The sequence below is a fragment of the Paenibacillus mobilis genome, assembly GCF_058267595.1.
In genome coordinates this window covers 56,483-81,006 of record NZ_JBZCMS010000011.1, presented here as the reverse complement: position 1 = coordinate 81,006, position 24,524 = coordinate 56,483, and the positions used below count along the sequence as shown (strand labels likewise).

The 24,524-nt window shown below is 53.1% G+C and carries 22 protein-coding genes; 3 read left to right on the top strand and 19 right to left on the bottom strand.

What is annotated here, in order from left to right; all coding sequences use genetic code 11:
• Nucleotides 1-121: 121 nt before the first annotated feature.
• The 7 genes from pnpS to AC3ZPD_RS18580 all read right to left on the bottom strand — a co-directional run bounded on the left by pnpS (nt 122) and on the right by AC3ZPD_RS18580 (nt 9,057).
• Nucleotides 122-1,927, bottom strand: a complete 1,806-nt coding sequence (gene pnpS / locus AC3ZPD_RS18610; RefSeq protein ID WP_490985775.1) for a two-component system histidine kinase PnpS — start codon at nt 1,925-1,927, stop codon at nt 122-124.
• Nucleotides 1,928-2,011: 84 nt separating this feature from the next.
• The gene (locus AC3ZPD_RS18605; protein ID WP_490985774.1) at nt 2,012-3,583 is read right to left on the bottom strand and encodes a fumarate hydratase; all 1,572 of its coding nucleotides are present in this window, start codon (nt 3,581-3,583) and stop codon (nt 2,012-2,014) included.
• A 181-nt stretch (nt 3,584-3,764) separates the two neighbouring features.
• Nucleotides 3,765-4,631, bottom strand: coding sequence for an SDR family oxidoreductase (locus AC3ZPD_RS18600; RefSeq protein ID WP_490985773.1), 867 nt, complete (start codon nt 4,629-4,631; stop codon nt 3,765-3,767).
• 253 nt (nt 4,632-4,884) lie between these two features.
• Nucleotides 4,885-5,295 (bottom strand): hypothetical protein, encoded by a 411-nt coding sequence (locus AC3ZPD_RS18595; RefSeq protein ID WP_490985772.1) that lies wholly within the window; start codon nt 5,293-5,295, stop codon nt 4,885-4,887.
• 198 nt (nt 5,296-5,493) lie between these two features.
• Nucleotides 5,494-6,447 carry a malate dehydrogenase gene (gene mdh / locus AC3ZPD_RS18590; RefSeq protein WP_490985840.1) on the bottom strand — a complete coding sequence of 318 codons (954 nt, stop codon included), beginning with the start codon at nt 6,445-6,447 and terminating at the stop codon, nt 5,494-5,496.
• 15 nt (nt 6,448-6,462) lie between these two features.
• Nucleotides 6,463-7,758 carry an NADP-dependent isocitrate dehydrogenase gene (icd, locus tag AC3ZPD_RS18585; RefSeq protein ID WP_490985771.1) on the bottom strand — a complete coding sequence of 432 codons (1,296 nt, stop codon included), beginning with the start codon at nt 7,756-7,758 and terminating at the stop codon, nt 6,463-6,465.
• A 186-nt stretch (nt 7,759-7,944) separates the two neighbouring features.
• Entirely contained in the window at nt 7,945-9,057 is a 1,113-nt protein-coding gene (locus tag AC3ZPD_RS18580) for a citrate/2-methylcitrate synthase (protein ID WP_490985770.1), read from the bottom strand.
• Nucleotides 9,058-9,405: 348 nt separating this feature from the next.
• Here AC3ZPD_RS18580 and ytvI point away from each other — a divergent pair, with 348 nt between their 5' ends.
• The gene (ytvI, locus tag AC3ZPD_RS18575) at nt 9,406-10,524 is read left to right on the top strand and encodes a sporulation integral membrane protein YtvI (RefSeq protein ID WP_490985769.1); all 1,119 of its coding nucleotides are present in this window, start codon (nt 9,406-9,408) and stop codon (nt 10,522-10,524) included.
• Nucleotides 10,525-10,588: 64 nt separating this feature from the next.
• Here ytvI and AC3ZPD_RS18570 read toward each other — a convergent pair whose 3' ends face one another.
• The 9 genes from AC3ZPD_RS18570 to AC3ZPD_RS18530 form a co-directional block, all read right to left on the bottom strand.
• On the bottom strand, nt 10,589-10,981 hold the full coding sequence (locus tag AC3ZPD_RS18570; protein ID WP_490985768.1) for an FxsA family protein: 393 nt from the start codon (nt 10,979-10,981) through the stop codon (nt 10,589-10,591).
• A gap of 46 nt (nt 10,982-11,027) precedes the next feature.
• On the bottom strand, nt 11,028-11,558 hold the full coding sequence (locus AC3ZPD_RS18565) for an acyl-CoA thioesterase (protein ID WP_490985767.1): 531 nt from the start codon (nt 11,556-11,558) through the stop codon (nt 11,028-11,030).
• Nucleotides 11,559-11,674: 116 nt separating this feature from the next.
• Nucleotides 11,675-13,096 (bottom strand): pyruvate kinase, encoded by a 1,422-nt coding sequence (gene pyk, locus AC3ZPD_RS18560; RefSeq protein ID WP_490985766.1) that lies wholly within the window; start codon nt 13,094-13,096, stop codon nt 11,675-11,677.
• Between the two features lie 131 nt (nt 13,097-13,227).
• A complete protein-coding gene (locus AC3ZPD_RS18555) occupies nt 13,228-14,253 on the bottom strand; it encodes an acetyl-CoA carboxylase carboxyltransferase subunit alpha (RefSeq protein ID WP_490985765.1) in 1,026 nt (341 codons plus the stop codon).
• On the bottom strand, nt 14,243-15,148 hold the full coding sequence (gene accD / locus AC3ZPD_RS18550; RefSeq protein WP_490985764.1) for an acetyl-CoA carboxylase, carboxyltransferase subunit beta: 906 nt from the start codon (nt 15,146-15,148) through the stop codon (nt 14,243-14,245). The genes AC3ZPD_RS18555 and accD overlap by 11 nt, the downstream gene beginning before the upstream one ends.
• 70 nt (nt 15,149-15,218) lie before the next feature.
• On the bottom strand, nt 15,219-15,407 hold the full coding sequence (locus AC3ZPD_RS18545) for a glutamate decarboxylase (protein WP_490985763.1): 189 nt from the start codon (nt 15,405-15,407) through the stop codon (nt 15,219-15,221).
• A gap of 134 nt (nt 15,408-15,541) precedes the next feature.
• Nucleotides 15,542-16,207 carry an MgtC/SapB family protein gene (locus AC3ZPD_RS18540; protein WP_490985839.1) on the bottom strand — a complete coding sequence of 222 codons (666 nt, stop codon included), beginning with the start codon at nt 16,205-16,207 and terminating at the stop codon, nt 15,542-15,544.
• Nucleotides 16,208-16,533: 326 nt separating this feature from the next.
• Nucleotides 16,534-17,016, bottom strand: a complete 483-nt coding sequence (locus tag AC3ZPD_RS18535; RefSeq protein ID WP_490985762.1) for a phosphatidylglycerophosphatase A family protein — start codon at nt 17,014-17,016, stop codon at nt 16,534-16,536.
• 333 nt (nt 17,017-17,349) lie between these two features.
• Nucleotides 17,350-21,144, bottom strand: a complete 3,795-nt coding sequence (locus tag AC3ZPD_RS18530; RefSeq protein WP_490985761.1) for a DNA polymerase III subunit alpha — start codon at nt 21,142-21,144, stop codon at nt 17,350-17,352.
• A gap of 272 nt (nt 21,145-21,416) precedes the next feature.
• Between AC3ZPD_RS18530 and AC3ZPD_RS18525 the strand changes: the two genes are divergently transcribed.
• Nucleotides 21,417-21,746 (top strand): YtrH family sporulation protein, encoded by a 330-nt coding sequence (locus AC3ZPD_RS18525; protein ID WP_490985760.1) that lies wholly within the window; start codon nt 21,417-21,419, stop codon nt 21,744-21,746.
• 3 nt (nt 21,747-21,749) lie between these two features.
• Nucleotides 21,750-22,235 carry a sporulation membrane protein YtrI gene (locus tag AC3ZPD_RS18520; RefSeq protein WP_490985759.1) on the top strand — a complete coding sequence of 162 codons (486 nt, stop codon included), beginning with the start codon at nt 21,750-21,752 and terminating at the stop codon, nt 22,233-22,235.
• A gap of 37 nt (nt 22,236-22,272) precedes the next feature.
• Here AC3ZPD_RS18520 and AC3ZPD_RS18515 read toward each other — a convergent pair whose 3' ends face one another.
• From AC3ZPD_RS18515 to AC3ZPD_RS18505, 3 genes are all read right to left on the bottom strand, one after another.
• Nucleotides 22,273-23,610, bottom strand: coding sequence for a DRTGG domain-containing protein (locus AC3ZPD_RS18515; protein WP_490985758.1), 1,338 nt, complete (start codon nt 23,608-23,610; stop codon nt 22,273-22,275).
• A gap of 162 nt (nt 23,611-23,772) precedes the next feature.
• Nucleotides 23,773-24,057: a hypothetical protein gene (locus AC3ZPD_RS18510; protein WP_490985757.1), complete on the bottom strand. Its 285-nt coding sequence runs from the start codon at nt 24,055-24,057 to the stop codon at nt 23,773-23,775.
• Between the two features lie 102 nt (nt 24,058-24,159).
• Entirely contained in the window at nt 24,160-24,504 is a 345-nt protein-coding gene (locus tag AC3ZPD_RS18505) for a YlbF/YmcA family competence regulator (RefSeq protein ID WP_490985756.1), read from the bottom strand.
• Nucleotides 24,505-24,524: the final 20 nt, after the last annotated feature.

The window sequence follows — 24,524 nt, the reverse complement described above, 5'->3', positions numbered from 1 at the left end:
TACTGTTCTGAATAACCGGCAGAAGGCCGGGACTTGATTATTATCAGCATAGCACGGAAATGTTAACCCCGTGTAAAATCGCTTTTTTGTGTTCAGGGCGGTTCAAATCAGGGACACGAAATCAGTCCAGCTGCTGGACCATTGGAAGGTCCAATATAAAGGAGGATCCTTCGCCAACTTTGCTTTCGACCCGGATCGTGCCGTGGTTTAGGTCCACCAGATGTTTAACGATGGAAAGACCCAGCCCCGTTCCGCCTGAGCTCCTTGACCGTGCTTTATCCACCCTGTAGAAGCGCTCAAAAATCCTCGGAAGATCCTTTTTCGGAATGCCGATCCCCGTATCGGATACGACAAAACGAATTTTCTCTTCCTCACCGTCATCCAGCAGATGCGCCGCCACCTTCACCCTGCCGCCGTCAGGCGTATAACTGATGGCGTTGGAGAGAAGGTTCATGAAAATCTGCCGCAGCCGGTCTTCGTCGCTCTCCATAAACAGCCCTTCCGGCACTTCCAGCTTCAGCGAGATCGATTTTTTGTCGGCCGAGGCTTTCAGTACGTCGAACAAACTTTCGAACAGGGGGCGCAGTTCTATTGGTTCATAGGACAGCGGTACCCGGCGGGATTCAATTTTAGACAATTCCAAAATGTCTCCGATCAGCCTGTTCAGGCGGTCCCCTTCATCGTAAATGATCTGGAGAAACGAGCGCGCCGTTTCTTCGTCCTTCACGCCGCCCGAGAGCAGCGTTTCGGCAAATCCCTGCACGGCCGCAATAGGCGTTTTTAATTCATGGGAGACGTTGGCGACAAATTCGCTGCGCATTCTTTCCAGCTTGCGGATCTCGGTCACATCCTGGAAGTGGAACAACATTCCGCGGTAGCCGTCGCCTTCCTCGACCATCGGCACGACGTCGATCCGCAGTATTTTTTCCTCGGGATCGTAAACGGTCAATTCTTCAGACACATACCCTCTGCGCGAAACGCCTTCGTCAATGAACTTGGTCAGCTCATAACTCCGCTTAATATCCTGATAAGGACGCCCGAGCACCTCCTGCTCCCGGATCCGGAGAATCCGGCAGGCAGCCCGGTTAACAAGCGCGATTTGCCCTTCCACGTCGACAATAATAATGCCGCCCGTCATATTTGCGAGCACGCTCTGGAGCAGGTCTTCGTTTTCGCGGATCACCCGAAGCTGCTGCTGCAGGCTGTCCGCCATACCGTTGATCGCCTTCCCAAGCTGTCCGATCTCATCCACCCTGCGCTGGAGATAAACCCTGGCATCGTAATCGAGTTTCGAGATCCGGTTGGCTACCTGCGTAATTTTGTTCAGCGGCTTTGTGATGCTGAAGGCCAACCGGTAACTGACCAGTCCGGCCGCTATGAACAAAACAAGCAGACCGCCTATCATAAGCGACCATGCCTTCCATAAACCTTCCTTGACAGTATGCAGGCTCATGGAAAGCCGGATGTAACCGTCAAAGCCTTGGGGACTGGTGACCTTTTCCGCTACGTAAAGCATATCTTCCTTGATGGTGTCGCTGAATCGGATGGAAACTCCAGGGTCGCCGCTGCCGGCTTGTCCGGCGTTTTTGATTTCCTTCCGGTTCAAGTGATTTTCCATCTCGGCCGCGTTGCTTTCGGAATCGCCCACGACCTTTCCGTCCGCCTGGATAAAGGTGACGCGCAGGCCGGTCAGCTTGTCCAATTCAACCGCTTTGGAGGAATAATAACCGATGGCAGCCGGATTATTTTCCGTCGGCATGAACGTAAACGTACTGCTGAGCACATTTATTTCCCGGGCCATATTATCTTCAAGAACGGCAATATGGGAGTCTTTAAACACTTTGGCCATGGTAAAGCCGGCCGCGCACATGGAAATGCCGACCAGCCCCATTAAAATCCAGGCCAATCTAGTACGGAATGATCTCATAAGGCACTCCTATCCACAAGTTTCTCCAAATACTCTCTTTATAAGTATGGTTCTATGCCCTCAGATTCCAAACCTTGTTCAACATCATTTAAAAACCGGTTCTTTAAACTGGCCCAGCTTCTCCAGCGAATCCTTCTCCACTTCGGCATGCAGACTATTTCCATGCGAGTCCATGGTGACAATGGCGGCAAAACCGTCCACTTCGAGATGCCACATCGCCTCCGGAACGCCAAATTCCATAAAGTCCACGCCGTTCACTTTCTTGATGCATTCCGCATAATATTGGGCTGCGCCGCCGATGGCGTTCAGGTAAACCCCGCCGTGCTCCTGAAGGGCAGCCAGCGTTTTGGGACCCATGCCGCCTTTGCCGATCACCGCCCGGATGCCGAATTTCTTCATGATGTCGCCCTGATAAGGCTCCTCCCGAATGCTGGTGGTCGGTCCGGCCGCCTTGACATGCCAGCCTTCCTCGTCCTTGAGCATAACGGGGCCGCAGTGATAAATAACCGCTCCGTTCAGATCCAGAGGTGCATCGTGATCCATCAAATATTTATGGAGCGCATCCCTGCCGGTATGCATTTCCCCTTTGATCACTACGACATCGCCTACCCGCAGGCCGCGGATCTGCTCTTCCGTAATCGGGGTATGCAGGACCACTTCTCTGGAAGAGGACGCTGCCGCCGTTTGATCCGCCGTTTCCTGCACGGTTTGGGCCGCTGTATCCGGATCGGCTTCCGGTTCGGACATCCCTACTTCCGAACCTCTCTGATAAATCCAGCTGCTGATTTCGCCCGTAGCCGGGTTAATCAACACGCCTTGACGTCGAAAAGCCCAGCAGTTATAAGCTACGGAGACGTAAAAGCTGGCCGGCAGCCGGTTCATGGCTCCGATTTTACAGCCGAGCAGCGTCACTTCGCCGCCGAATCCCATCGTGCCGATGCCCAGCTTGTTAGCGTTCTCCATCACATAGGTTTCCAGCTCCGCAAGCTCCGGAATGGGATTCGCGTCTTCCAGGTGGCGGAACAACTGCTGCTTCGCCAGTTCATACCCGGTTGTCCGGTCGCCGCCGATTCCTACGCCGATGAAGCCGGCGCTGCAGCCTTGGCCTTGGGCCTGATAAACGGCGTGCATGATGCATTTACGGATGCCGTCCAAATCCCGGCCGGCTTTCCCGAGCCCTTCCAATTCAGCCGGCAGGCTGTATTGGATATTTTTATTTTCGCAGCCGCCGCCCTTGAGGATCAGCCGCAGATCAATCTCTTCCTTTTCCCACTGTTCAAAGTGGATCACCGGGGTTCCCGCCCCCAAATTGTCGCCGCTGTTTTTCCCCGTCAGGGAATCTACGGAGTTCGGCCGCAGCTTTCCTTCCTTGGTAGCTCTTACAATCGCCGAATGAATATCGCGTTTCATTTCAATTTGATTCGCTCCGACAGGCGTATGCACGATAAAGGTCGGCATGCCCGTATCCTGGCAGATCGGCGACACCTGATCTTCGGCCATCTCGATATTGCAAGTTATCGTAGACAGCGCTAGGCCGGCGCGGGTCGCTTCGTTTTCGGCGGCTTTTCCTCGCTTGACCGCGATCCGAACATCCCCCGGCAGGTTGGTTGAGGTTTCCACAATCAGCTCGTAAACGCTTTGTTCAAATGATTTCATAACGAAGCTTCCCCTTTCTTGTGCAAATCCAACATATTCTACAATTATCATAACACAGGGGTCGCCCCAATTCTGCCTCATTTTATTAAAATTTAAAGCGCATACATTTCTTTTCTTCTCATTCTCTTTTGGCAAAAAAACACCCCGCGCCGAAGGGTTCTCCGGAACAGGGTGCTCTGTTTTATCCGTTAACGACCGTACCGCCGTTAATGTGAATCGTTTGGCCGCTGATATAAGAAGAATCGTCGCTGGCCAGGAACACGTAGGCCGGAGCGAGCTCTTCCGGCTGCCCCGGACGTTTCATCGGCGTATCCGCGCCGAACTGTTTTACTTTCTCGGCGTCAAAGGTCGACGGAATAAGCGGCGTCCAGATCGGACCCGGAGCGACCGCGTTTACGCGGATGCCCTTGCCCACGATGTTGTTGGACAATGCGCGGGTGAAACTTACGATTGCGCCTTTCGTCGAGGAATAATCCAGCAGGGTCGGATTGCCTTCATAAGCGGTAATGGAAGCCGTATTGATAATGGCGCTGCCTTTCTTCAGATGCGGCATGGCCGCTTTGACGAAATAAAACATGCCGAAAATGTTGGTCCGGAACGTTTTCTCCAGCTGAGCCGAAGTAATGTCTTCGATGCTCTGCTGCGGATGCTGCTCGCCCGCATTGTTGACCAAAATATCCAGTCCGCCGAACGCTTCAACCGTTTGTTTGATCGCATCTGCGGCAAATGTTTCGTCGCCGACATCCCCTGGAATCAGCAGCGCCTTAACGCCTTCCTGCTCCACTTCTTCCTTGGTCTTCTGGGCATCCTTGTCTTCGTTCAAATATACAATCGCCACGTTGGCGCCTTCTTTGGCATAAGCAACGGCTACGGCGCGGCCGATTCCGCTGTCTCCTCCCGTAATCAGGGCGGTTTTGCCTTTCAGCTTGCCGGCTGCTTTATAATTCCCCTCATATTGCGGGAGAGGATGCATTTCGCTTTCCGCCCCGGGCTGCTGATTTTGATGCTGAGGAGGTAAAGTTTGTTTAGGTTGCTGGTTTTGCGGCATGATGCAAAACTCCTTTCTTGTCGTCCGTGTGGATTGTTCAAGATTAGAATGGCCTAATTGACGCCACTTATGCTAAAACTTTCTGTTCAGCATTCCTCTATCCCTTACCACCAACCCCATTTCTCTAAACAATAACCGGGGTCTCTCCCCCTACAAAAAAGAACGTCCTTCATCGCAAAAAAGCATCCCGCACAACGTCTACCTAACGTTATACGAAATGCTTTTATTTGCTGCAAATGCACCTGAGTCAGACTTAGATTATGTGGCGGTAAACCATAAAAAACGTCAGAACCAGCACTACGACCGCAAGCGCGGAGCTGAAGCTGCGGATTTTACCGAATGCGGACGTATCGCTGCCGCTTTTGGCCAAACGAAGCGGTTTGCCCAGCATGCCGCTTAAGCCGCCGGCAAGGATGAACAAAATACCGACAACCGTCGTCCAGGCCATCGTATAGTCGCCTTCAAATACAAGATAAATCCCTGTCAGCAGTTGAAGAACCAGACCGAATTGGGCAAAACGGTTCAAAGAACCCACCACATTCAGGACTCCCTCCCGGCTGGCCTGCGACAGCTTGCTGACACCGGCGACTACGAACGGGAGCAGGATATAAAATCCCAATGCAAGCGAACCTAAAATGTGCAAAAACATAATAACCTTAAACATCTAAACCCTTCCTTTCACTTTCGTTATCCGAAAACAATTGCTGCTAACTATTCCCATCTATTATAGCGGTTAGCTTGTCTCCCTGCAAAGCGCGGCTAATAAAAAATAAAGAGAGGACCGCCGGGAAGGCTTCCCTCTCTTTATCTTAATTTAAATCTTTGTCCGGGAAGATCCGAATAGCCGCTCTCCCCCTCCGCCTTAGTTCTTGTCTCCCTGCTGAACCACGGCTACGACGTTTCGAACGGAATCCGCCGATTTGTCCAAAGCCGCTTGCTCTTCGGGAGTAAGCTCCAGTTCAAAGATTTTTTCAATACCCCCGCCGCCTAGAATTACCGGTACGCCAAGGAACAAATCCTGATAGCCATATTCGCCTTCAAGCAGGGCGATGACAGGTAATATCCGCTTCTTATCCTTCAGGATCGCTTCCGCCATCTGAACAAGCGAAGCTGCCGGCGCATAATAAGCACTGCCGTTTCCGAGCAGGTTCACGATTTCGCCGCCGCCGACACGCGTGCGCTGGACAATGGCGTCAAGCCGCTCCTTCGGAATCAAGCTTTCAATCGGAATGCCGCCTGCACTGGAATAACGGACAAGCGGAACCATGTCATCCCCGTGGCCGCCGAGCACAAAACCTCGGACATCCTCAACCGATACGCCCAGCTCCTGAGCGATAAACGTGCAGTAACGGGCGGTATCCAAGACGCCAGACTGTCCGATCACGCGATTTTTCGGAAAACCAAGTTCCTGAAATGCCGCATAGGTCATGGCATCCACCGGATTGCTTAAAATAATGACGGTCGCATCCGGGCAATATTTTTTCACGTTTTGACAGACGGAACGCACGATGCCGGCATTGGTGTTGACCAGATCGTCACGGCTCATCCCCGGTTTGCGGGCAATGCCCGCAGTAATGATTACAAGAGTAGAGCCGGCTGCATCCTCATAGCTGGAAGTGCCAAGGATGGCGCTGTCAAACCCTTGGACCGGACTGGCCTCCATCATGTCGAGCGCTTTGCCTTTCGTCGGATTCTCCAGCTGAGGAATATCCAGCAGCACGACGTTGCCCAGTTCTTTCTGCGCCAGCATTAAAGCAGTAGTGGCGCCGGTAAACCCGGCGCCAACAACGGTAATCTTATTGCGGTGAATAGCGATGATCATCAAACCTCCTTACATGTTTTTGATCACTTCGTCCGCAAATTCGGAGCATTTGACCTGCGTTGCGCCTTCCATCAAACGCGCAAAGTCGTAGGTCACGGTTTTATTGTTAATCGAGGTTTCGAGACCTTTATAAATCAGGTCGGCCGCTTCCTGCCAGCCCAGATGTTCCAGCATCATAACGCCAGACAAAATCACCGAACCCGGGTTTACTACGTCTTTGTCCGCATATTTTGGAGCCGTGCCGTGCGTTGCTTCAAAAATCGCATGACCCGTTACATAGTTGATGTTCGCCCCCGGAGCAATCCCGATGCCGCCAACCTGCGCAGCCAGCGCGTCGGACAAATAGTCGCCGTTCAGGTTCAGCGTGGCGATCACTTCGAAATCTTTCGGACGAGTCAGCACCTGCTGCAAAGCGATGTCGGCAATCGCATCTTTGATGATGATCTTGCCGGCTTTCTCCGCTGCTTCCTGAGCCGCATTTGCTGCATCCGTGCCGGATTCCTCCTTGATCCGGTCATATTGAGCCCAAGTGAACACTTTATCGCCGAATTCAGCTTCGGCTACTTCATAACCCCAGTTCTTAAAGGCGCCTTCCGTAAATTTCATGATGTTGCCTTTGTGAACCAGCGTTACGCTCTTGCGGCCATGTTTGATCGCATATTCAACCGCGGCACGGACAAGGCGTTTGGAGCCTTCTTCCGAAACCGGCTTGATGCCGATGCCTGAGGTTTCAGGAAAACGGATTTTGTTGACGCCCATTTCATTTTGCAGGAAAGCCAGCACTTTCTTGACTTCCTCGGAGCCTTCCTTGTATTCGATACCGGCGTAAATATCTTCCGTATTCTCGCGGAAAATAACCATATCCACATCCTCAGGACGTTTAACCGGCGAAGGCACGCCGTCAAAATAACGAACCGGACGAAGACATACATAAAGATCAAGCTCCTGGCGGAGCGCCACGTTCAAGGAACGGATACCGCCGCCGATCGGCGTTGTCAAAGGCCCTTTAATGGCTACGATATATTCACGGATCGCCGTCAGCGTATCGGCCGGCAGCCACTCCCCGTATGTATTAAAAGCTTTTTCTCCGGCAAATACTTCATACCAGGCAATTTTCTTCTCCCCGCCGTAGGCTTTCTCAACCGCCGCATCCAGCACGCGTTTCGAGGCCTTCCAGATGTCGCGACCCGTGCCGTCCCCTTCGATAAAAGGAACAATCGGGTGGTTAGGAACGACAAGTTTGCCGTTCTGAATTTCAATTTTTTCCCCTTCGGTAGGCAGAGCGAATTTCTCCAACTTTGGCATGATATCAAGTTCCTCCTCAGTATGTTTATCGATCTGGAACAACAATAAAAGCTGGCCGGCGGCGCGTGCCGGTCCAACCCTTCGCTTCTTCAAGCGGGGATCGGACAGGCTTCGCCCGGCCGGCTTTACGCCTTTACGTGACAATAGTGTAACATAAATCACCCGATGATCTCATGCGGATGTTTATTATCTCATGTCGATCGGGATATATTGCTGATTGTATTGCCCTGTGTATTCCGCACGCGGACGTATAATCCGGTTGTTGTCGAGCTGCTCGAGAATATGGGCGGTCCATCCGGACAAACGGCTGATGGCAAAAATCGGAGTAAAGAGGTCTTTAGGGATGCCCAGCAGCGTATAGACGGAAGCCGAATAGAAATCCACGTTAGGTTTCAGTCCTTTTTGCCCGGTGACAAGACTTTCCACCTTTACCGAAATGTCGTAAAGGGAGGTATCTCCCTGCATGAGGCCCAGCTGACGGGACATCATCTGCAAATGTTTGGCGCGCGGATCCCCGTTTTTATAAACCCGGTGTCCGAAACCCATAATTTTGTCCTTGTTCGCAAGCTTGCGCTGAATATAAGGCTCAACGTTTTCGATCGTGCCGATTTCGTGCAGCATATCCATCACGGCTTCGTTTGCTCCGCCGTGCAGCGGTCCTTTCAAGGTACCGATCGCGGACGTGATCGCGGAATAAATATCGGTCAAAGTCGCAATCGTGACGCGGGCCGAGAAGGTGGAAGCATTCAGCTCATGATCGGCATGCAGGACAAGCGCTTTGTCCAGAGCTACCACGGAAGTGGCGTCCGGTTCCTGGCCAGTTAACATGTACAGGAAATTATGGGCAATGGAAACGCCCTGCAAAGGAGCTACAGGCTCCTTTCCTTCCCGGATGCGCGCAAAAGCCGCAATGATCGTCGGCAGCTGGGCCTGCAGCTTGATCGCTTTCAGCTGGTTGGCTTCCTTCGAATTATCATTCGCTGTTTCGTCATACAAAGCAAGAGCAGATACGGCAGTACGAAGCGCCGCCATCGTGTTCGCGTCCTTCGGATACAGCTTAAGCTGCTCGATCAAAACCTGAGGAACGGCCGAATGCCGGCTTAACAACTGCTTAAGCTCCGCAAGCTCCTGCTGATTCGGCAGGTGGCCGTGCCAAAGCAGGAATGCGGTTTCTTCAAAACTGGCGTGCTCCGCCATGTCATCGATGTTAATGCCGCGATAGGCAAGTACGCCGTCTTCAATGGAACTGATAGAGGAAGTGGCCGCAACAATGCCTTCCAGACCCTTGGTAGCTGTCATAAAACATCTCTCCTTTGTGAACGAAATGTGTCAGCAAGCTGAATGAAAACATTTACATTTTCAAAGTTTACAAAATTTCGATAATCAAAAACAAGAGGTTCGCATCATTTTGTTCAAAAAATTGTAAAAATAAAATTGACATGTGGTGAAACCTTCTATCATCATACTGGATTTTACCGAGCAAGGGAACAGCTGGGGCGATTCTAACAGCATCAAAATGTTTTATCAGTTACATAAACATTTTTTTGTAATCGGTTACAATTCAATGATTTTTCTCACAATTTGCCTTTAATTAGGCTTTTCCTGCATACTATAAGAAGGAGACAAGGACCATAGGAGGGGTTTTCTGTGGATCAGATTATCGTCAAACGCATTTTGCGTGGTGTATGGGTTTTGGTTGCTATCGCCCTTCTGCTCCTTGGGGCTTATTGGCTGCTCCCGCTGCTTTATCCGTTCCTTATTGCCTGGTTAATCGCTTATGCGATGAAACCGTTCGTTGGTTTTCTGCAAAAAAGGGCCAAAATGCCCCGATGGCTTTCCGTAACGTGCGGCCTGCTCGTCTATTTTGGCGGGGCGGTGCTTGTTTTGTCCGCGGCGGTGACCCGGATGGTCAAGGAAATCATCCATCTTACCGAATCTTTTGATACTTACGTGAATCAGGTGAGGGATATTTTTATCCGCTGGTCCAACAGCGAAGGCATTCAAAATATCGTCTATGAAATCAATAAATTTATCCAGAACAATCCGAAATACGAAGATACGATCAACAAAAACATCAACAAAACCACGGACACGATCAGCGCGGCGGTCACGCAGTTCGTTTCGGACTTTTTAAACGGCATTGTAGGAGTGCTAACCTCCCTCCCGCATTTCCTGCTGATCCTGATCGTCACGATATTGGCCACTTTCTTTATTGAAAAAAATTGGGAGAAGCATACGCTGACCCTCGTAGGCTGGGTTCCGACCCCGCTGCGCAAAACGGCGGGCGAAATTTGGACCAGCCTGAAAAAAGCGCTGTTCGGCTATTTGCGCTCGCTTTTCATCATGGTTTCGATTACGGCATTTATCGTTCTGATCGGGCTGCTGATCCTTGGCGTAGACTCCGCTTTTACCTTGGCGCTCCTGATCGGCCTTGTCGATTTGCTTCCTTACCTGGGCGTAGGCACCGTGATGATTCCATGGTTTGTTTACCACTTTGCCGTGGGCGACGTTCAGCTTGCAATCGGACTGTTGATCCTTTACGGCGTTATCACCATTGCCCGCCACCTGATCGAACCGAAGGTATTGGCTACCAGCGTAGGTCTCGATCCACTCCCGACCTTGGTCGGCATGTTTGTTGGACTTAAACTGTTCGGCGTGTTCGGACTTATTATCGGCCCGGTTTCGTTTGTCGTGATCTCCGCGATTTATAAAACGGGAGTGTTCGGCGAGCTGCGAAATTACATCATGAACGGCCGGGTTAGGTAAAAGCAGGATGGATCAAAAAAAGCCGCCTTCCAACAGGAAGCGCGGCTCTTTTTAGGTTCAGACCTCAGCGGCGAAAAAAAGTAATCGTTCCGTTCTTCAGCTTTCTCTCTACCCATTTCCGGATTGGGTATCGCAGCAGCGGACGGGTCAAAGGGAAAACCAAAAGGAACCCGATAATATCGGTAATAAATCCGGGGATCAGCAGCAGGATTCCGCCGCCGAAAACGCAAATTCCGTCGAGCAGCAGCTTGCCGGGCACCTGCCCGTTGTTCGCTTTAAGCTTCGCATCGGCCATAATTTTGCGGCCTTCGAACTGCATCATCAGCCCGCCGATAATCGAGGTGGCCAAAGTAAGAAAAATCGTTTTGCCTAGTCCAAGCCGGTCGCCGACATAAACAAAACCGTAAAATTCTATGATGGGTACAATTAAAATCAGTGCAAATATCCATTTGCGCATCTTTTTACTCCTTACCTGAAGCCATTTTAAAGGCCAGCCCCCAAAACTATAAAATCTGCCCTTTCAGAATATTGTACAGCTCAGGCAGGGTTTTATCCAGTCGGACGGGTTTTATCTCCTTGTTTACCCAGGCATGCGAAGAAGATCCGGTAACCAGCAGCTCGCCCAGCCGCTCGCGGTCAACCGTCCATACACGGTCCAGGCCGGCGATTCCCTCGCCGCCTTCCTCCTCTTCCTCTCCCGATGCTTCCCATCTCCGCACCTCATATTGAAAATCCAGCCGCAGCGGACTGAAGCGAATCACACGGGTAAAAACGGCAATCCGATCGTCGTATAAAGCGGGTTGTCTGTAACGGATGTCCAGATCGATCACCGGCAGCAGCACCCCGCTCTCCTCCATCTGGCGGTAAGTAAAGCCGAACTGGCGGATAAACTCCGTCCGTCCCATTTCAAACCAGTTTAAATAATTGGCATGATAAACAATCTTCATTTGGTCGGTTTCCTGATACCGTACCCGCAGGCTGTGCGTATACCAGCTGCTCGAAGATTGTTGTGAATCTGTTTTTTCCCGTTTCATCCGTTCATGGCTCCTTTCAAAAAAAATATAAGCGGATCAAGACCAAAAAAGCAATGGCTCCGCGAGGCGGAAAACCATTGCTTTCTGGTAAAGGCCACAGCTCAAAGCCGTCTGCCTTATTTTTGGATTTGTCCGATTTTAACCAGGTTTGTAGAACCGGAACGGCCAAGCGGGATACCTGCAGTAATTACTACCAGGTCGCCTTCTTTAACCAGGCCGGAAGCCAGTCCGCCTTTCATGGCGTTATCAAACATGGCATCAGTGGAATCCGCCACTTCGCCTTTCACCGGCGTTACGCCCCAGGCAAGTGCCAGACGGCGCAGCGTTTGATCTTCCGTAGTCACGGCAATGATCGGGGATTGAGGGCGATATTTCGATACCATACGTGCCGTATGGCCCGTTTCGGTCGATGTAATGATCGCTTTGGCATTCAGATCCATCGCGGAGCTGGCAACCGCTTGGCTGATCGCCTCAGTAACGGTGCTTTGCTGAGCATGGCTCTGTTTTTCGAAAATTTCACGGTAAGCCAAAGCGGATTCCGCTTTCTCGGCAATACGGGACATAGTCAAAACGGATTCTACCGGATATTTGCCGGCAGCTGTTTCTCCGGACAACATGATTGCATCCGTACCGTCGAAGATGGCGTTGGCCACGTCGCTCGCTTCAGCGCGCGTAGGTCTTGGGTTGCGCTGCATGGAGTCGAGCATTTGAGTAGCCGTAATAACCGGTTTGCCTACACGGTTACATTTTTCGATCATCATTTTTTGTACCAATGGCACGTCCTCAGCCGGAATTTCGACGCCAAGGTCGCCGCGGGCAACCATCAAGCCGTCGGAAACTTCAAGAATTTCGTCGAGGTTCTCTACGCCTTGCTGGTTTTCGATTTTGGAGATGATCTGGATATGGGAAGCGTTATGTTTCTCAAGCAGAGCGCGGATTTCAAGCACGTCGCTTGCTTTACGCACGAAAGAAGCCGCAATGAAATCGATGTTTTGCTCGATACCGAATACGATGTCATTCGCGTCTTTCTCAGTGATACCCGGAAGCGAAATCGCTACGCCAGGAACGTTAACGCCTTTTTTGCTCTTAATGGTACCGCCGTTTACGATGCGGCATTTGATTTCGGTTCCTTGAATGTCTACTACAGTCAAACCGATCAAACCGTCGTCGATCAAGATCGTGGAACCCACTTCAACGTCGCCCGGCAGATCTTTATAAGTAACGGAAATTCGGTTTTGGTCGCCCAAGATTTCTTCCGTAGTCAATGTGATAAATTCGTCTTGAACCAGTTCGATCGGCTCAACAGCCAATTTGCCCGTACGGATTTCAGGACCTTTCGTGTCCAGCAGAATAGCTACCGATTTGCCCAACTCTTGGTTGGCCTGGCGGATATTTTTGATCCGGTTGCCGTGCTCTTCAAAGTCTCCGTGGGAGAAGTTGAGACGGGCTACGTTCATGCCAGCCATGATCAATTTCTTTGTGTTTTCCAATGATTCACTGGAAGGACCGATAGTACATACGATTTTCGTTTTACGCATTGGGTTTTCCTCCGTTTTTTTGAAATCTCTCTTTATTCGTCATAATCCAACACACTTTTTCCAACTATTAAATCTACTACAATCTTCCCTGTTTGTATAGGAGATTTGTCATTGCTTTCTCGATTTCCCGGCTATTCTCCACGAGCGGCCGCAGACTCGGCCGTCAGATCGGAAAGCGGGTCCATTTGTTCCTCAATGGCGCGTCTTTCAGCAAATTTACCGATCTTCCGGAATTTGTCATAACGGTCATTCAGCAGCTCTTCACCGTTTAAAGCCGTAAGCTCCTCCAGATGGCGGGTAATGGCCTCTTTGATGGCCGAAGCGGTTTCTTCGTAAGAACGATGCGCCCCGCCCCGCGGTTCAGGAACGATCTCTTCAATCACTTCCATCTCCAGCAAATCCTTGGCGGTAATTTTCATCGCTTCCGCAGCCTGGTCGGCCTTAGAAGCATCCTTCCACAAAATGGAGGCCGCCCCGTTTGGAGAAATAACCGAATAAATCGCGTTCTCAAGCATCAGCACCCGGTTGCCTACGCCAAGCGCAAGCGCCCCGCCGCTGCCGCCTTCGCCGATAACCACACAAATAACCGGAACCCGAAGCAAAGCCATTTCTTTCAGGTTACGGGCGATGGCCTCCGACTGGCCCCGTTCTTCAGCTGTAATGCCGGGATAAGCGCCTTTTGTGTCAATAAAGGTAATGATCGGCCGTCCAAATTTATCGGCCTGCTGCATCAAACGAAGGGCTTTGCGGAATCCTTCAGGATGCGGGCTGCCGAAAAATCTCGCGATGTTGTCTTTCGTATCTTTGCCCCGCTGCTGTCCCAATACGGTCACGGACACGCCGCCCAGCTTGGCGAGCCCGCCGACGACCGCAAGATCGTCGCCAAACAGCCTGTCCCCGTGGAGTTCGATAAAGTCCGTAAAAATAAGCCCGATCAGATCGAGCGATGTAGGACGCTGATGATGCCGGGCCAGATGCATTTTCTGCGAAGGGGAAATGTTGCTGTACACTTCCTCTTCGAGCTGGCGATAACGTTCTTCGAGCCTTGCGATTTCTTCGCTGAAGTCTATTCCCTTCTCGGCGCCGAACTGCTGCAGCTCTTCAATTTTCTTCCGCATCTCAACAAGCGGTGCTTCAAAAGGCATTTCACCCGCCAATTGCAGTTCCTCCCTTCACGCCGTGCAAATCAAGCAGCTTGGACAAGGTCGATTTCAGATCCTTGCGGTGGGTCACCAGGTCGAGCTGACCATGCTGCAGGTTAAATTCAGCCGTTTGAAAATCATCGGGCAGTTTCTGACGAATCGTCTGCTCAATGACAATCCGGCCGGCAAATCCGAATACCGCTCCGGGCTCTGCGATGATAATATCTCCAAGCATAGCAAAGCTGGCGGAAACGCCTCCAGTGGTTGGATCCGTAATCACCGATATATAGAGGCCACCGCGTTCATGAAAGCGGGCCAGCGCTGCGCTGGTTTTGGCCATTTGCATCAAGCTCAGAATGCTCTCCTGCATCCGGGCGCCGCCCGAGGTGGAGAAAATAATGAGCGGCAGCTCCTGCTCCGTTGCCGCTTCGATTGCCCGCGTAATCTTCTCGCCTACAACGGACCCCATGCTTCCCGTAAAGAAATCAAAGCTCATAACGGCCAGTACGGCCGGATAACCGCCGATAAGGCCTTGTCCGGTCACAACCGCTTCGTTCAAGCCGGATTTCAGCTTCTGCTGCTCCAGTTTGGACGCGTATCCCGGGAATTCCAGCGGATCGAGGGATTCCAGGTTTTCATCGAACTCCGTAAAGCTGTTCTCATCCGCGATGTAACGGATGCGTTCCCATGCGTTCAGCCGCATGTGATAACCGCAGGAAGGACAAACCTTTAAATTCTTCTCCAGTTCCTTGCTGTATTGAATGCTGCCGCACTTCGGACATTTATTCATCAAACCTTCCGGAATTTCACGTTTTGGACGCTCGCCGGTTTCTTCCGCACGGCCCTGGCCCAAACGCTCTGAAGGAATGGTCGCGTATTTTCTTTTCTTCTGAAACAAATCTTTGAACAAAAGCTACACCTCTTCAGCCGTTAATGTATTGGCCGCATCTTGCAGTTCATGCGATCCCCAAACGTTTATGTTACGGATGCAGAATCAAATTCAGAACTTCCTGCACTTCATCAAGCTCGCCTGACGGAACCAATATTTCAAAATGCCCCTTAGACATATTCACAGGACGGATGTGAACGAGAAACCCTTCTTCTGAAAGCTTGTTTTTGATCATTTCTGCCATTTTGGCGGTAGGAGCAATGTAAATAACCGTCCACATTATCGTTCGTGAAGCCCCCTTACAAACGTTCTGACCTGAATAATAGAACTATGATAACATAATTTTCATTTTTCCCGCAACAAACACGCCCGCGGCCAGACGGGCCTGCGCGGTTTCCTTTCCAGTCAGAACGCCTATTCCAGCTCCGCTTTCTTAACGACGTTCAGCTCGCTCAGCATGGCTATCAGTTGATCCGAAGGCCATTCTCCCTTCCACTTCACCGTCGCTTCGAGAGCTAAATGATTTTCCATTTTTTCCAGCGAAAAGCTTGTCACTTCGATATGCCGCTCCCTTAGCTTATTCAACAAACGTTCCGCCGCACCTGCTTCATTCAGCAGAAGAACATGGATTTTTTCAGTTTTCGGCGAAGTAAAACCTCTCCCTCCGAAACGGCTGTGCATCAAAATCTGGCCGACAAAGATGATGAGCGTAACCCCCAAGCCGATCCAATATAATCCGGCTCCGACGGCCATCCCGATGCCTGAGGTCGCCCAAATACCGGCGGCGGTTGTCAGACCTTTGATCGTCTGCTTCTGCATAAAAATCATGCCGGCCCCGAGGAAACTTACCCCGCTGACTACGCCAGCCGCAATCCTCGATGGATCCAGCGAAAGATTGTCCCATCCCATCTGGTCCCGAAACCCGTATTTGGAGATAATCATCATCAGTGCCGCGCCGACCGCGACCACGAAATGGGTTCGGACCCCGGCTTCTTTCATCCGGTTCTTCCGTTCATAGCCGATCAGCACCCCGCAAATACCGGCAAGCAGCACCCTGAGCAGCAGTTCGTATTGCGTCACGTCTTTCACCTTCCTCGCCCCATAACCGGCGGTATTAATGAACAAGTACAAGATAACCGTCCCCTGAACGAAGTTTTGAAGAGAATCCGGATCGATCCAGAGCCCAAAACAGGTATAATCCTGCGCGCCGCATACATCCGGCTCCGGGGAACCTTTACGGCCTATACTTGCTTATATCTTAACAAAATCAGCCGGATATGTTGAGAGCCGGGGAAATTTCCGTTTAGCGCCACTGGCGGTGCAGAGGACGCAGGGAGCCTGTCCGCTACCCGGGTCCCGTATCCGGACCGGCTGAACCCGTGAGGACGGCCGGTCGGGGCGGCAGGTTACAAATACTGGTTGGCTCCTTCGTTCTTATGGGCAATCCGGGCGGAAGCCGCCGCCGCGATGCCCGCAACCAAATCATCGAGAAACACATGGATGCCGTCGGTTTTATCGTTCAAAACGCCGATGATCCCCGGCTTCACCTTGTCCAAATAACCAAGACTCGTCAGTCCGATCATGCCGAATACGCTTGTTATGCCCAGCGCCATCGTTTCATCCACGCCGTACAGCGGTTCGTCCGCCTGCAGGATCGCCTGAAGCGGTTCCGGCAGCAGCTTTTTCTCCGCCAGCTCATCCAGCGCAATGCCGGTAAACAGTGTATATTGGACTTCCCTTTTGCCTAACACCGATTTGACGCTGTCCAAACACTCCTCTTCCTTCAATCCTGGATGATAAGGAGTCTGGAGCTGATAAACGATGGAAGCAATGGATTCGAGGCTGACGCCTCTCCGGAGCAGTTGGGCTTCCGCAATTTCATAGGTCATCTAATCCCTCCGCCTCTAGCGCGTAAAGTACGCCCGGCCAAATGACCGGTTCGTCCCGATCTTTGTCCTTGCGTGTTCCTAAGTGTATGCGCCGAGGAGGAAAAAAGTTCTTAAAACATTCTCGCATAAAAAGGAGCCCGCGAGGTGAAAAATCGCATGATTATCCATTAGCCCGATTATGCAAGTACTGATTTAGGCCGTTCCCAATGACCCGGAGTTTTCTTTTGATCCCGGGGATCCGGGGAAAAGGATTAACCTTCGAAACGTCGGCGGCGGATCTCAAAAAAACCGGCCTTCCGGAAATGCGGAAGGCCGGCGGCCTAAACGCGCCGGCTATTTGATTCTGACCGTCCCGGCGCCGAGCAGGTGCTCCATCGCCTTGATCAAGTCAGGCGACGGCTTGATGCGGTAGCGCTCGCTGAGGGCGAGCAGCCGGCCGCTGCTCTCGTAGAACAGCACCGTGGGCAGCGGCCCCGGATGCTGCTCCAGCATCTGCTTGAGCTGCTCCAGCAGCCGGGCGTCCTCCGCCGCCGCGGCGATTTTGATGAAGACGCGCTGACCAGGCGTCTTCACCGGACCTTCGCCGGCCCCGCCGGAGGCCGGCGGAGCCGCCGCCCAGCCAGCGCGGGCGGCGGCAGGACCGCCAGCCGGCCGCGTAAGCGGGCCGGCGCTGCCTTCGGCCGGTCCCGCCTGCGGACCGGCCCCGGCTGTCCGGGCGCCCGCGGCAGGCCCGGACTCCCGCCCCGCGGACGGCGCCGGGCGGCTGCCGGCGCCCGCGCCGCGCGTCCGCGGGGCCTGGGCCGCGCGGCGCAGCTGCGCGAGGCCCGGGGCGCCAAGCTGCGCCACTTCGTCGGCCAGCAGCTTGAAGCCCTCATCCTGCTGCTGCACCGTCGCCCGGACGGCCAGCAGCGCGCCTTTTTCCACGAGGTTCCGGCTTCTCGCCCACACCTCGGGGAAGAGCACGACCTCCACGCGTTCGATCTGGTCTTCCAGCTCCATAAACGCCATCGGTTTGCCCTTTTTGGTCGTGATCGCCTTCAGCGAAACCACCATGCCGCCTACGACCGTCCGGCTTTCGTCCTGCGCTTCGGCCAGGTCCATAAGCTTGTCTACGCCGTCTTCAGAAAGCAGGTCTTCAAAATCGTCCAGCGGGTGACCGGACAAATACAGGCCGAGCAGCTCGCGCTCCAGCGACAGCTGATCCGCCGCCGACATGCGCGGCACGTCCGGATAAGGAATGTCCCAGTTGACCGTTTCCACGAAATCGAAAAACTGGATCTGCAGATCCTCCCGCTCCTTGCGCCATTTGAGCGCGGCCTCCACCGCTTCGTCCAGCATCGCCAGCAGCTGGGCGCGGTGTCCGGGCAAGCTGTCAAACGCGCCGCCCTGAATCAGCGACTCGATGACCCGCTTGTTGCAGACCCGCAGATCGACGCGGCGGCAAAAGTCCAGCAGGCTTTCGAACGGTTTCTCGGCCCGCTCGCGGATGATGCTTTCCATCGCCTGGGTGCCGACGTTTTTGATGGCGGCCAGACCGAAACGAATGACGCCCATACCGCTATCTCTGCCGTCATCGCCAGTACCCTCCGTTTGCCCTTCGTTTTCTCCTGCGGCCGTTCCGGCATTCCCGCCGGAAACGGCTCCGTTTGCCGAAAGTCCGCCACTCCGGCGCGGCGTAAACAACACGCCGCTGTCGTTCACGTCCGGCGGGAGCACTTTGATCCCCATCCGCCGGCATTCGACGATATATTCCGCCACCTTGCGGTGGCTGCCCATCACGGCCGTCAGCATGGAGGCCATAAATTCGACCGGATAATGGGCTTTCAGATATGCCGTCTGGAAAGCAAGCACGCCGTATGCCGCGGCATGAGCGCGCGGGAAGCCGTAGTCCGCAAAACGGACGATCATGTCGTAAACGGCGTTTGCATCCTGCTCGGTATATCCCTGCTTAAGGCTGCCGGCCACAAAATGTCCGCGTTCCTCGTCCAGCACTTCCCGTTTTTTCTTGGAAACGGCCCTTCTCAGCAAATCCGCTTCGCCAAGCGAAAATCCCGCCATATTGGAGGCGATCTGCATGATCTGTTCCTGGTAAACGATAATGCCGTACGTATCCTCCAGGATCGGCTTCAGATCCTCATGCGGATATTCGACCTCCAGCAGACCGTGTTTGCCTCCGATATACTTCGGTATAAATTCCATCGGTCCCGGACGGTACAGAGCAACGACGGAAATGATGTCTTCGAATTTGGACGGGCGCAGATCCTTCAGCACCCGGCGGATGCCGGAGGATTCCAGCTGGAAAATGCCCGTCGTTTCCCCCTTCGAAAGCATTTCATAGGTCGGGGGATCATCATCGGGAATGAGGCGGAAATCCAGGGCGTTTCTCCCCTGGCTGACGATCCAGTTCATGCATCTTTCAATAATCGACAAGGTGCGCAAACCGAGGAAATCCATTTTCAGCAGCCCGATCGACTCCAGATTCTCCATGGAATATTGGGTCAAAGCGGCTACTTCGCTGCCTTCCTGCAGCGGCACGGCGTCCGTCAGGGGGTCGCGCGAAATAACGACGCCCGCGGCATGGGTAGAGGCGTGGCGCGGCATGCCTTCGACCTTCATCGCTGTATCCAGCAGCTCTCGAATGCGCGGCGAGGAGTCGTAAAGTCCTTTAAGATCCGGGCTTTCCTTGAGCGCACGCTCCAGGGTGATCCCGAGATGGGAAGGAATCAGCTTCGCCACCTTGTCCACCTCGCCGAACGGCACGTTCAGGGCACGGCCCACGTCCCGGACGGCGGCTTTGGCCGCCATGGTGCCGAACGTAATGATCTGGGCTACATGTTCGGGGCCGTATTTCTCCGCGACGTAAGCGATGACTTCATCCCGCCGCTCGTCGCTGAAGTCGATATCGATATCGGGCATCGTGACCCGTTCCGGATTCAGGAACCGTTCGAAGAGCAGCTTATATTTCATCGGATCAACATCCGTAATGTGCAGCGTATAGGCAACGAGACTGCCCGCCGAGGAACCCCGTCCGGGACCGGTGACGATCCCTTGTTTATGGGCGTAAGCGATAAAATCCCATACGATCAGAAAATAATCGGAAAATCCCATCCGGTCGATAACGCCCAGCTCAAATGACAGCCTTTGTTCCAGCTCCGCGCGCAGCGTGTCATCCTGCCAGCGCTCCAGCTGACCATAGCGTTCCTCCAGCCCCTTCCGGCACAGCTGCTCCAGATAACCGGCCGCATTCAGGCCATCCGGGAGCGGACGATATTCAGGCAAAATCGACCGTCCGAACTCGAGCTGCAGATGGCATTTATCTGCGATAACAGCCGTATTCGCCAGAGCTTGGGCCCACTGCGGAAACAGCCGCGCCATTTCCTGCTGGCTTTTCAAGTAAAGCTGGTCGGTCGGAATTTTAAACCGTTCCTCATCGTCCACGTTTTTCCCGGTGCCGATGCAGATCAGCACATCCTGAACGTCGGCGTCCTCGCGCTGGAGATAATGGACGTCGTTGGTCGCTACCAGCTCCACGCCGATTTCCTCCGCCAATTCCACCAGCAGCGGGTTCACCTTCTTCTGCTCGGGAAGGCCGTGATCCTGGATTTCCATATAAAAATCTTCGCCAAACACTTCCTTGTAGCGTAAAGCTGCCCGTTTGGCCTCCTCGCGGCGGCCGTGCAGCAAATGCTGGGGCACCTCGCCGCCCAGGCAGGCGCTGAGCACAACCAGCCCTTCGCTGTGTTCCTCCAGTGCGGCCCAGTCGATGCGGGGTTTATAATGAAACCCCTCCAGATGGCCGATGGAGCACAGCTTCATCAGATTCCGGTAGCCCTGCTCGTTTTTGGCAAGCAGGATCAGATGATAGATCGGCTGGTCCTTCCGGCTGCCGCGTTCCTTACGGGAGTCGGCCGTAAAATAAGCCTCCATGCCGATAATCGGCTTGATGCCTCTGGATTGGCAGAGCTTGTAAAAAGGAACGGTTCCGTACATTACCCCGTGATCCGTCAAAGCCAGAGCCTTCATGCCGTACTCCGCCGCCTTGTCCACCAGATCCTCAAGCCTGGCCGCTCCGTCGAGCAGGCTGTATTCGCTGTGCACATGCAGGTGCACAAAACTTTCGCCAGTCATCTTTGTCCCTCCCCGCTGCGGCCGCTGCCGCAGTAATTTATCCTTTTATGGATGACGTACATGCAAAGCCATCAAACCGCGTTAAGCGGATATTTTTTCTAATAACCCTTTATCAAAAACGCAGACAGGCCGTTTAACGGCCGCGGTTTTCTCATTGCTAAAATAGGCACATCCGTTCCTATCAAAGATTTTATCATACATCGGCACGGTTCGCCCATACAATGATAGAAAAGCGCTCCGGACAAGCGGGGCTGAGAGGAGTATCCGGAACCATGAGCTCGTTTATGACCAAAGCTATTCTCGATTTTTTTATCGCCTTTGGCATCGTTCTGGGAGGCGCGATGGTAGGGGGCATCGGGGCTGTCATTTCCCTTCAGCCGCCGACCCAAACCATGCTTGACGTTTCGGACCGCATCAAAATCTGGGCGCTCGCCGCCGCGGTTGGAGGCACCATTGACCCGATGAGGGTGATTGAAAGCAACTTTTTCGACGGGAACCTGTCGCCTGCCATCAAGCAGATCTTATATCTGGTATTCGCCTTTCTCGGCGCGCATATGGGTTCCGAGCTGGTCAAGTGGGTATGCGGAGGGAGCCGGGGATAACCTATGAGAGTGCCGCAGTTCGACCGTTTCCGTCCTTTCATGCAGCTCATGGGCGTCTTCGTGCTGGGGATGCTGGTGGGCAGCGTTGTCTATAACTCCCTTTATCATGCCGCTTACAATCGAATCTGGACCGAAAAAAAAGACCTGCAGATCGAATTGGAGCAAGCCAAAATCGATCTGCAGGCCATGAAAAAATACAGCAACAGGCAAACGGCCATCAAGGAAATCAAAATCACGATCGAGGATCATGACCCGCCCTTCGATTCCCTTGTGGTCAAGGAAGTGACCCAAAAGCTGCAAACCGAGCTGAACGTCCTGCGCGGTCGGAATATGTACGACATTGACAGCGACGCCAAAATGACGCGCATCTTGTTAAACCAGAAAAGGTACGTAGTCCGGGACAAGGAATACAGCATCCAGATCAAAACGATGCTTGTCAGCGAAGGCGTCCTGCAGGTCTGGGTCGATTTAAAGGTAGCCGCTCCTTAACCAAGAAATCCTTCCATCGTCCTTTCAAAACGCTCCGTCAACCGTGATCGATCGCCTGCAGCGTCATAACGGCTTTGGCCGCAATCCCGTCATGATGGCTCATCACGATCTCCAGCTTGCACGTCCGCCGGCTGACTTCCAGAACGATGGGTGTGATGACGACCTGATTTTCAATCTGCAGCGGTTTAATGAAATAAGCGGTCATATTATCCACCACATAACCGCTCCCGCTGAGATCTTTGGCCGCCGCCAGCCCAGCCTGGGTCATCAAGGAAGACAACACGCCTTCCGAGATCGTGCCCAAATAAGTGGCCATTTGCGGGGTGATGATGCCGTGGAAAAATAAATGGCCGTCCGCCCCCCGCTCCTCGGCAAAACCGTTCCACATCAGCTGCTCAAACGTTTCGCCCAGCTGCGGCTGGTTCTGCGCGTCCCGCATCGCCTGCAGCACTTCTTTGCGGGTAACGGAGGAAACCAGCTTCCGGTTCCGGTCTACGATCGGCAGAAAATCTATGCCCTCCCAGACCATGATCTGGGCGGCCGAGGCCAGCGAGGTCTGCAGCCCGGCCGTAACCGGATTCCGGGTTACGTATTTTTCGATAGACTGGTCCGCATCCGCTTCTTCAATATCTTTCCGGCTGATGATGCCGATCACCCGGTTCCAGTCGTCCGTCACTGGAAACCGGGATTGCCCCGTTTCGGCAGCAAGGCGTTCGAAATCGGCGACAAAGCTGCTGATCTTCAGATAGCCGGTTTTCCTTTTGGCCGACGTGACGATATCGTCGATGAGCATAATTTTTTTCTTGATAATCCGGTCAAAAATCGCCCGGTTGATCATGGAAGCCACCGTAAACGTATCGTGGCGCGAGGAAATGATCGGAAGCGCCAGCTTGTCCGCCAGCTGCTTCACTTCCCGGCTGGTGCCGAAACCGCCGGTGATCAGGACGCCGGAGCCCTGCTCCAGCGCCAAAATATGCGCATCCTCGCGGTTGCCCACGATCAGCAGGCTTCCCGCGTCGATATAACGGACCATAGCGTCAATTTTCATGGCCCCGATTACATATTTGTGCAGCGCTTTGCCGAGCCCTTCGTTGCCCCCAAGCACATGCCCTTCCACGATCTCCACCACATCCCCGAAAGACAGCTGGTCGCTCAGATTGCGCGGCTTTTTCTCCACCCGCACCGTTCCGATCCGTTCCTTCGTGATGACGATGCCCACATTTTCGGCTTCCTTCACCGCCCGGTAAGCCGTTCCTTCGCTGACGCCGAGATTTTTCGCCAGCTTGCGCACGGAAATTTTGGTGCCTACCTTCAACCCTTCAATATACTGAAGCAGCTGCTCGTGTTTGGTAATGGATTCTTCGTGTCCCTCCATCTGTACCCCTCCGGATGCAAATCTGTACTAATCTGTATCTATTATAGCATTATTGCCGGCATCCCGAAACTCATCCCTGCTCCCTGCTGTCCGAGAACCTGCCTGCTGTGCACAAAAAGCCCCGCCATCCTAAAAGGACAGCAGGGCTTGTCTTTTCCGAAATTATAACGGGCGGCTTTGCTTGCGGCTTTTGGACCACTTGAGCTGCCATTCACGAAGTTTGGCCTGACGGATCCATTCCAGCTGTTTTTTGTTTTCGGTATCCACGCCAAGAATGAAATGCAGGTGAGCGCCGATGACCAGAAAAGCAAACAAGGCCCAGACCACGCCAAACCAGGATACCCAGCCGCTCCCAGGAGCGAAGGATATCATTGGCAGCGCATACAGCAGCATGGCCAGCGCGACCAGCATGTACAGGATATGCTTCAATTTTCCCCATATTGTCATTGGATAAACACTCCTTCACCAGAAATCTATATTTCTAGTCTATGAAGCTTTCAGACAAATATGAGAGTTAATTTATGAAAGATTCCGTTTCGCAGTTTTATTTTACAGGCCGCTTCCATATAGGTGCTGCAGGCTGTCGGAAATAATCTGGTTGACATCCTGGATAATGACGCTCAAACGGCGTTCGGCGTCAAACAGGCGGCGAATGTTCAGGTTCAGGCTGAGCGTATCGAACAGCTTCTCCATCTGCTCCATCTCTTCCTGAGCCGGCATGTCGCCGGACATCATGCGCTGCTGCACATCCATCTGGCGGGCGCGGAAATCCTCCAGCATCCGTTTGCTTTCCGGATCGGCATCCACCAGCTTCATGGCCGCGTTGATTTCTTCCACTTCCTTGCTCTCTTTAAGGGCCTTGGCAAGCCCGTGAGCCTGATCGTAAATGTTCATAAAGTTACCTCTCCTCTATC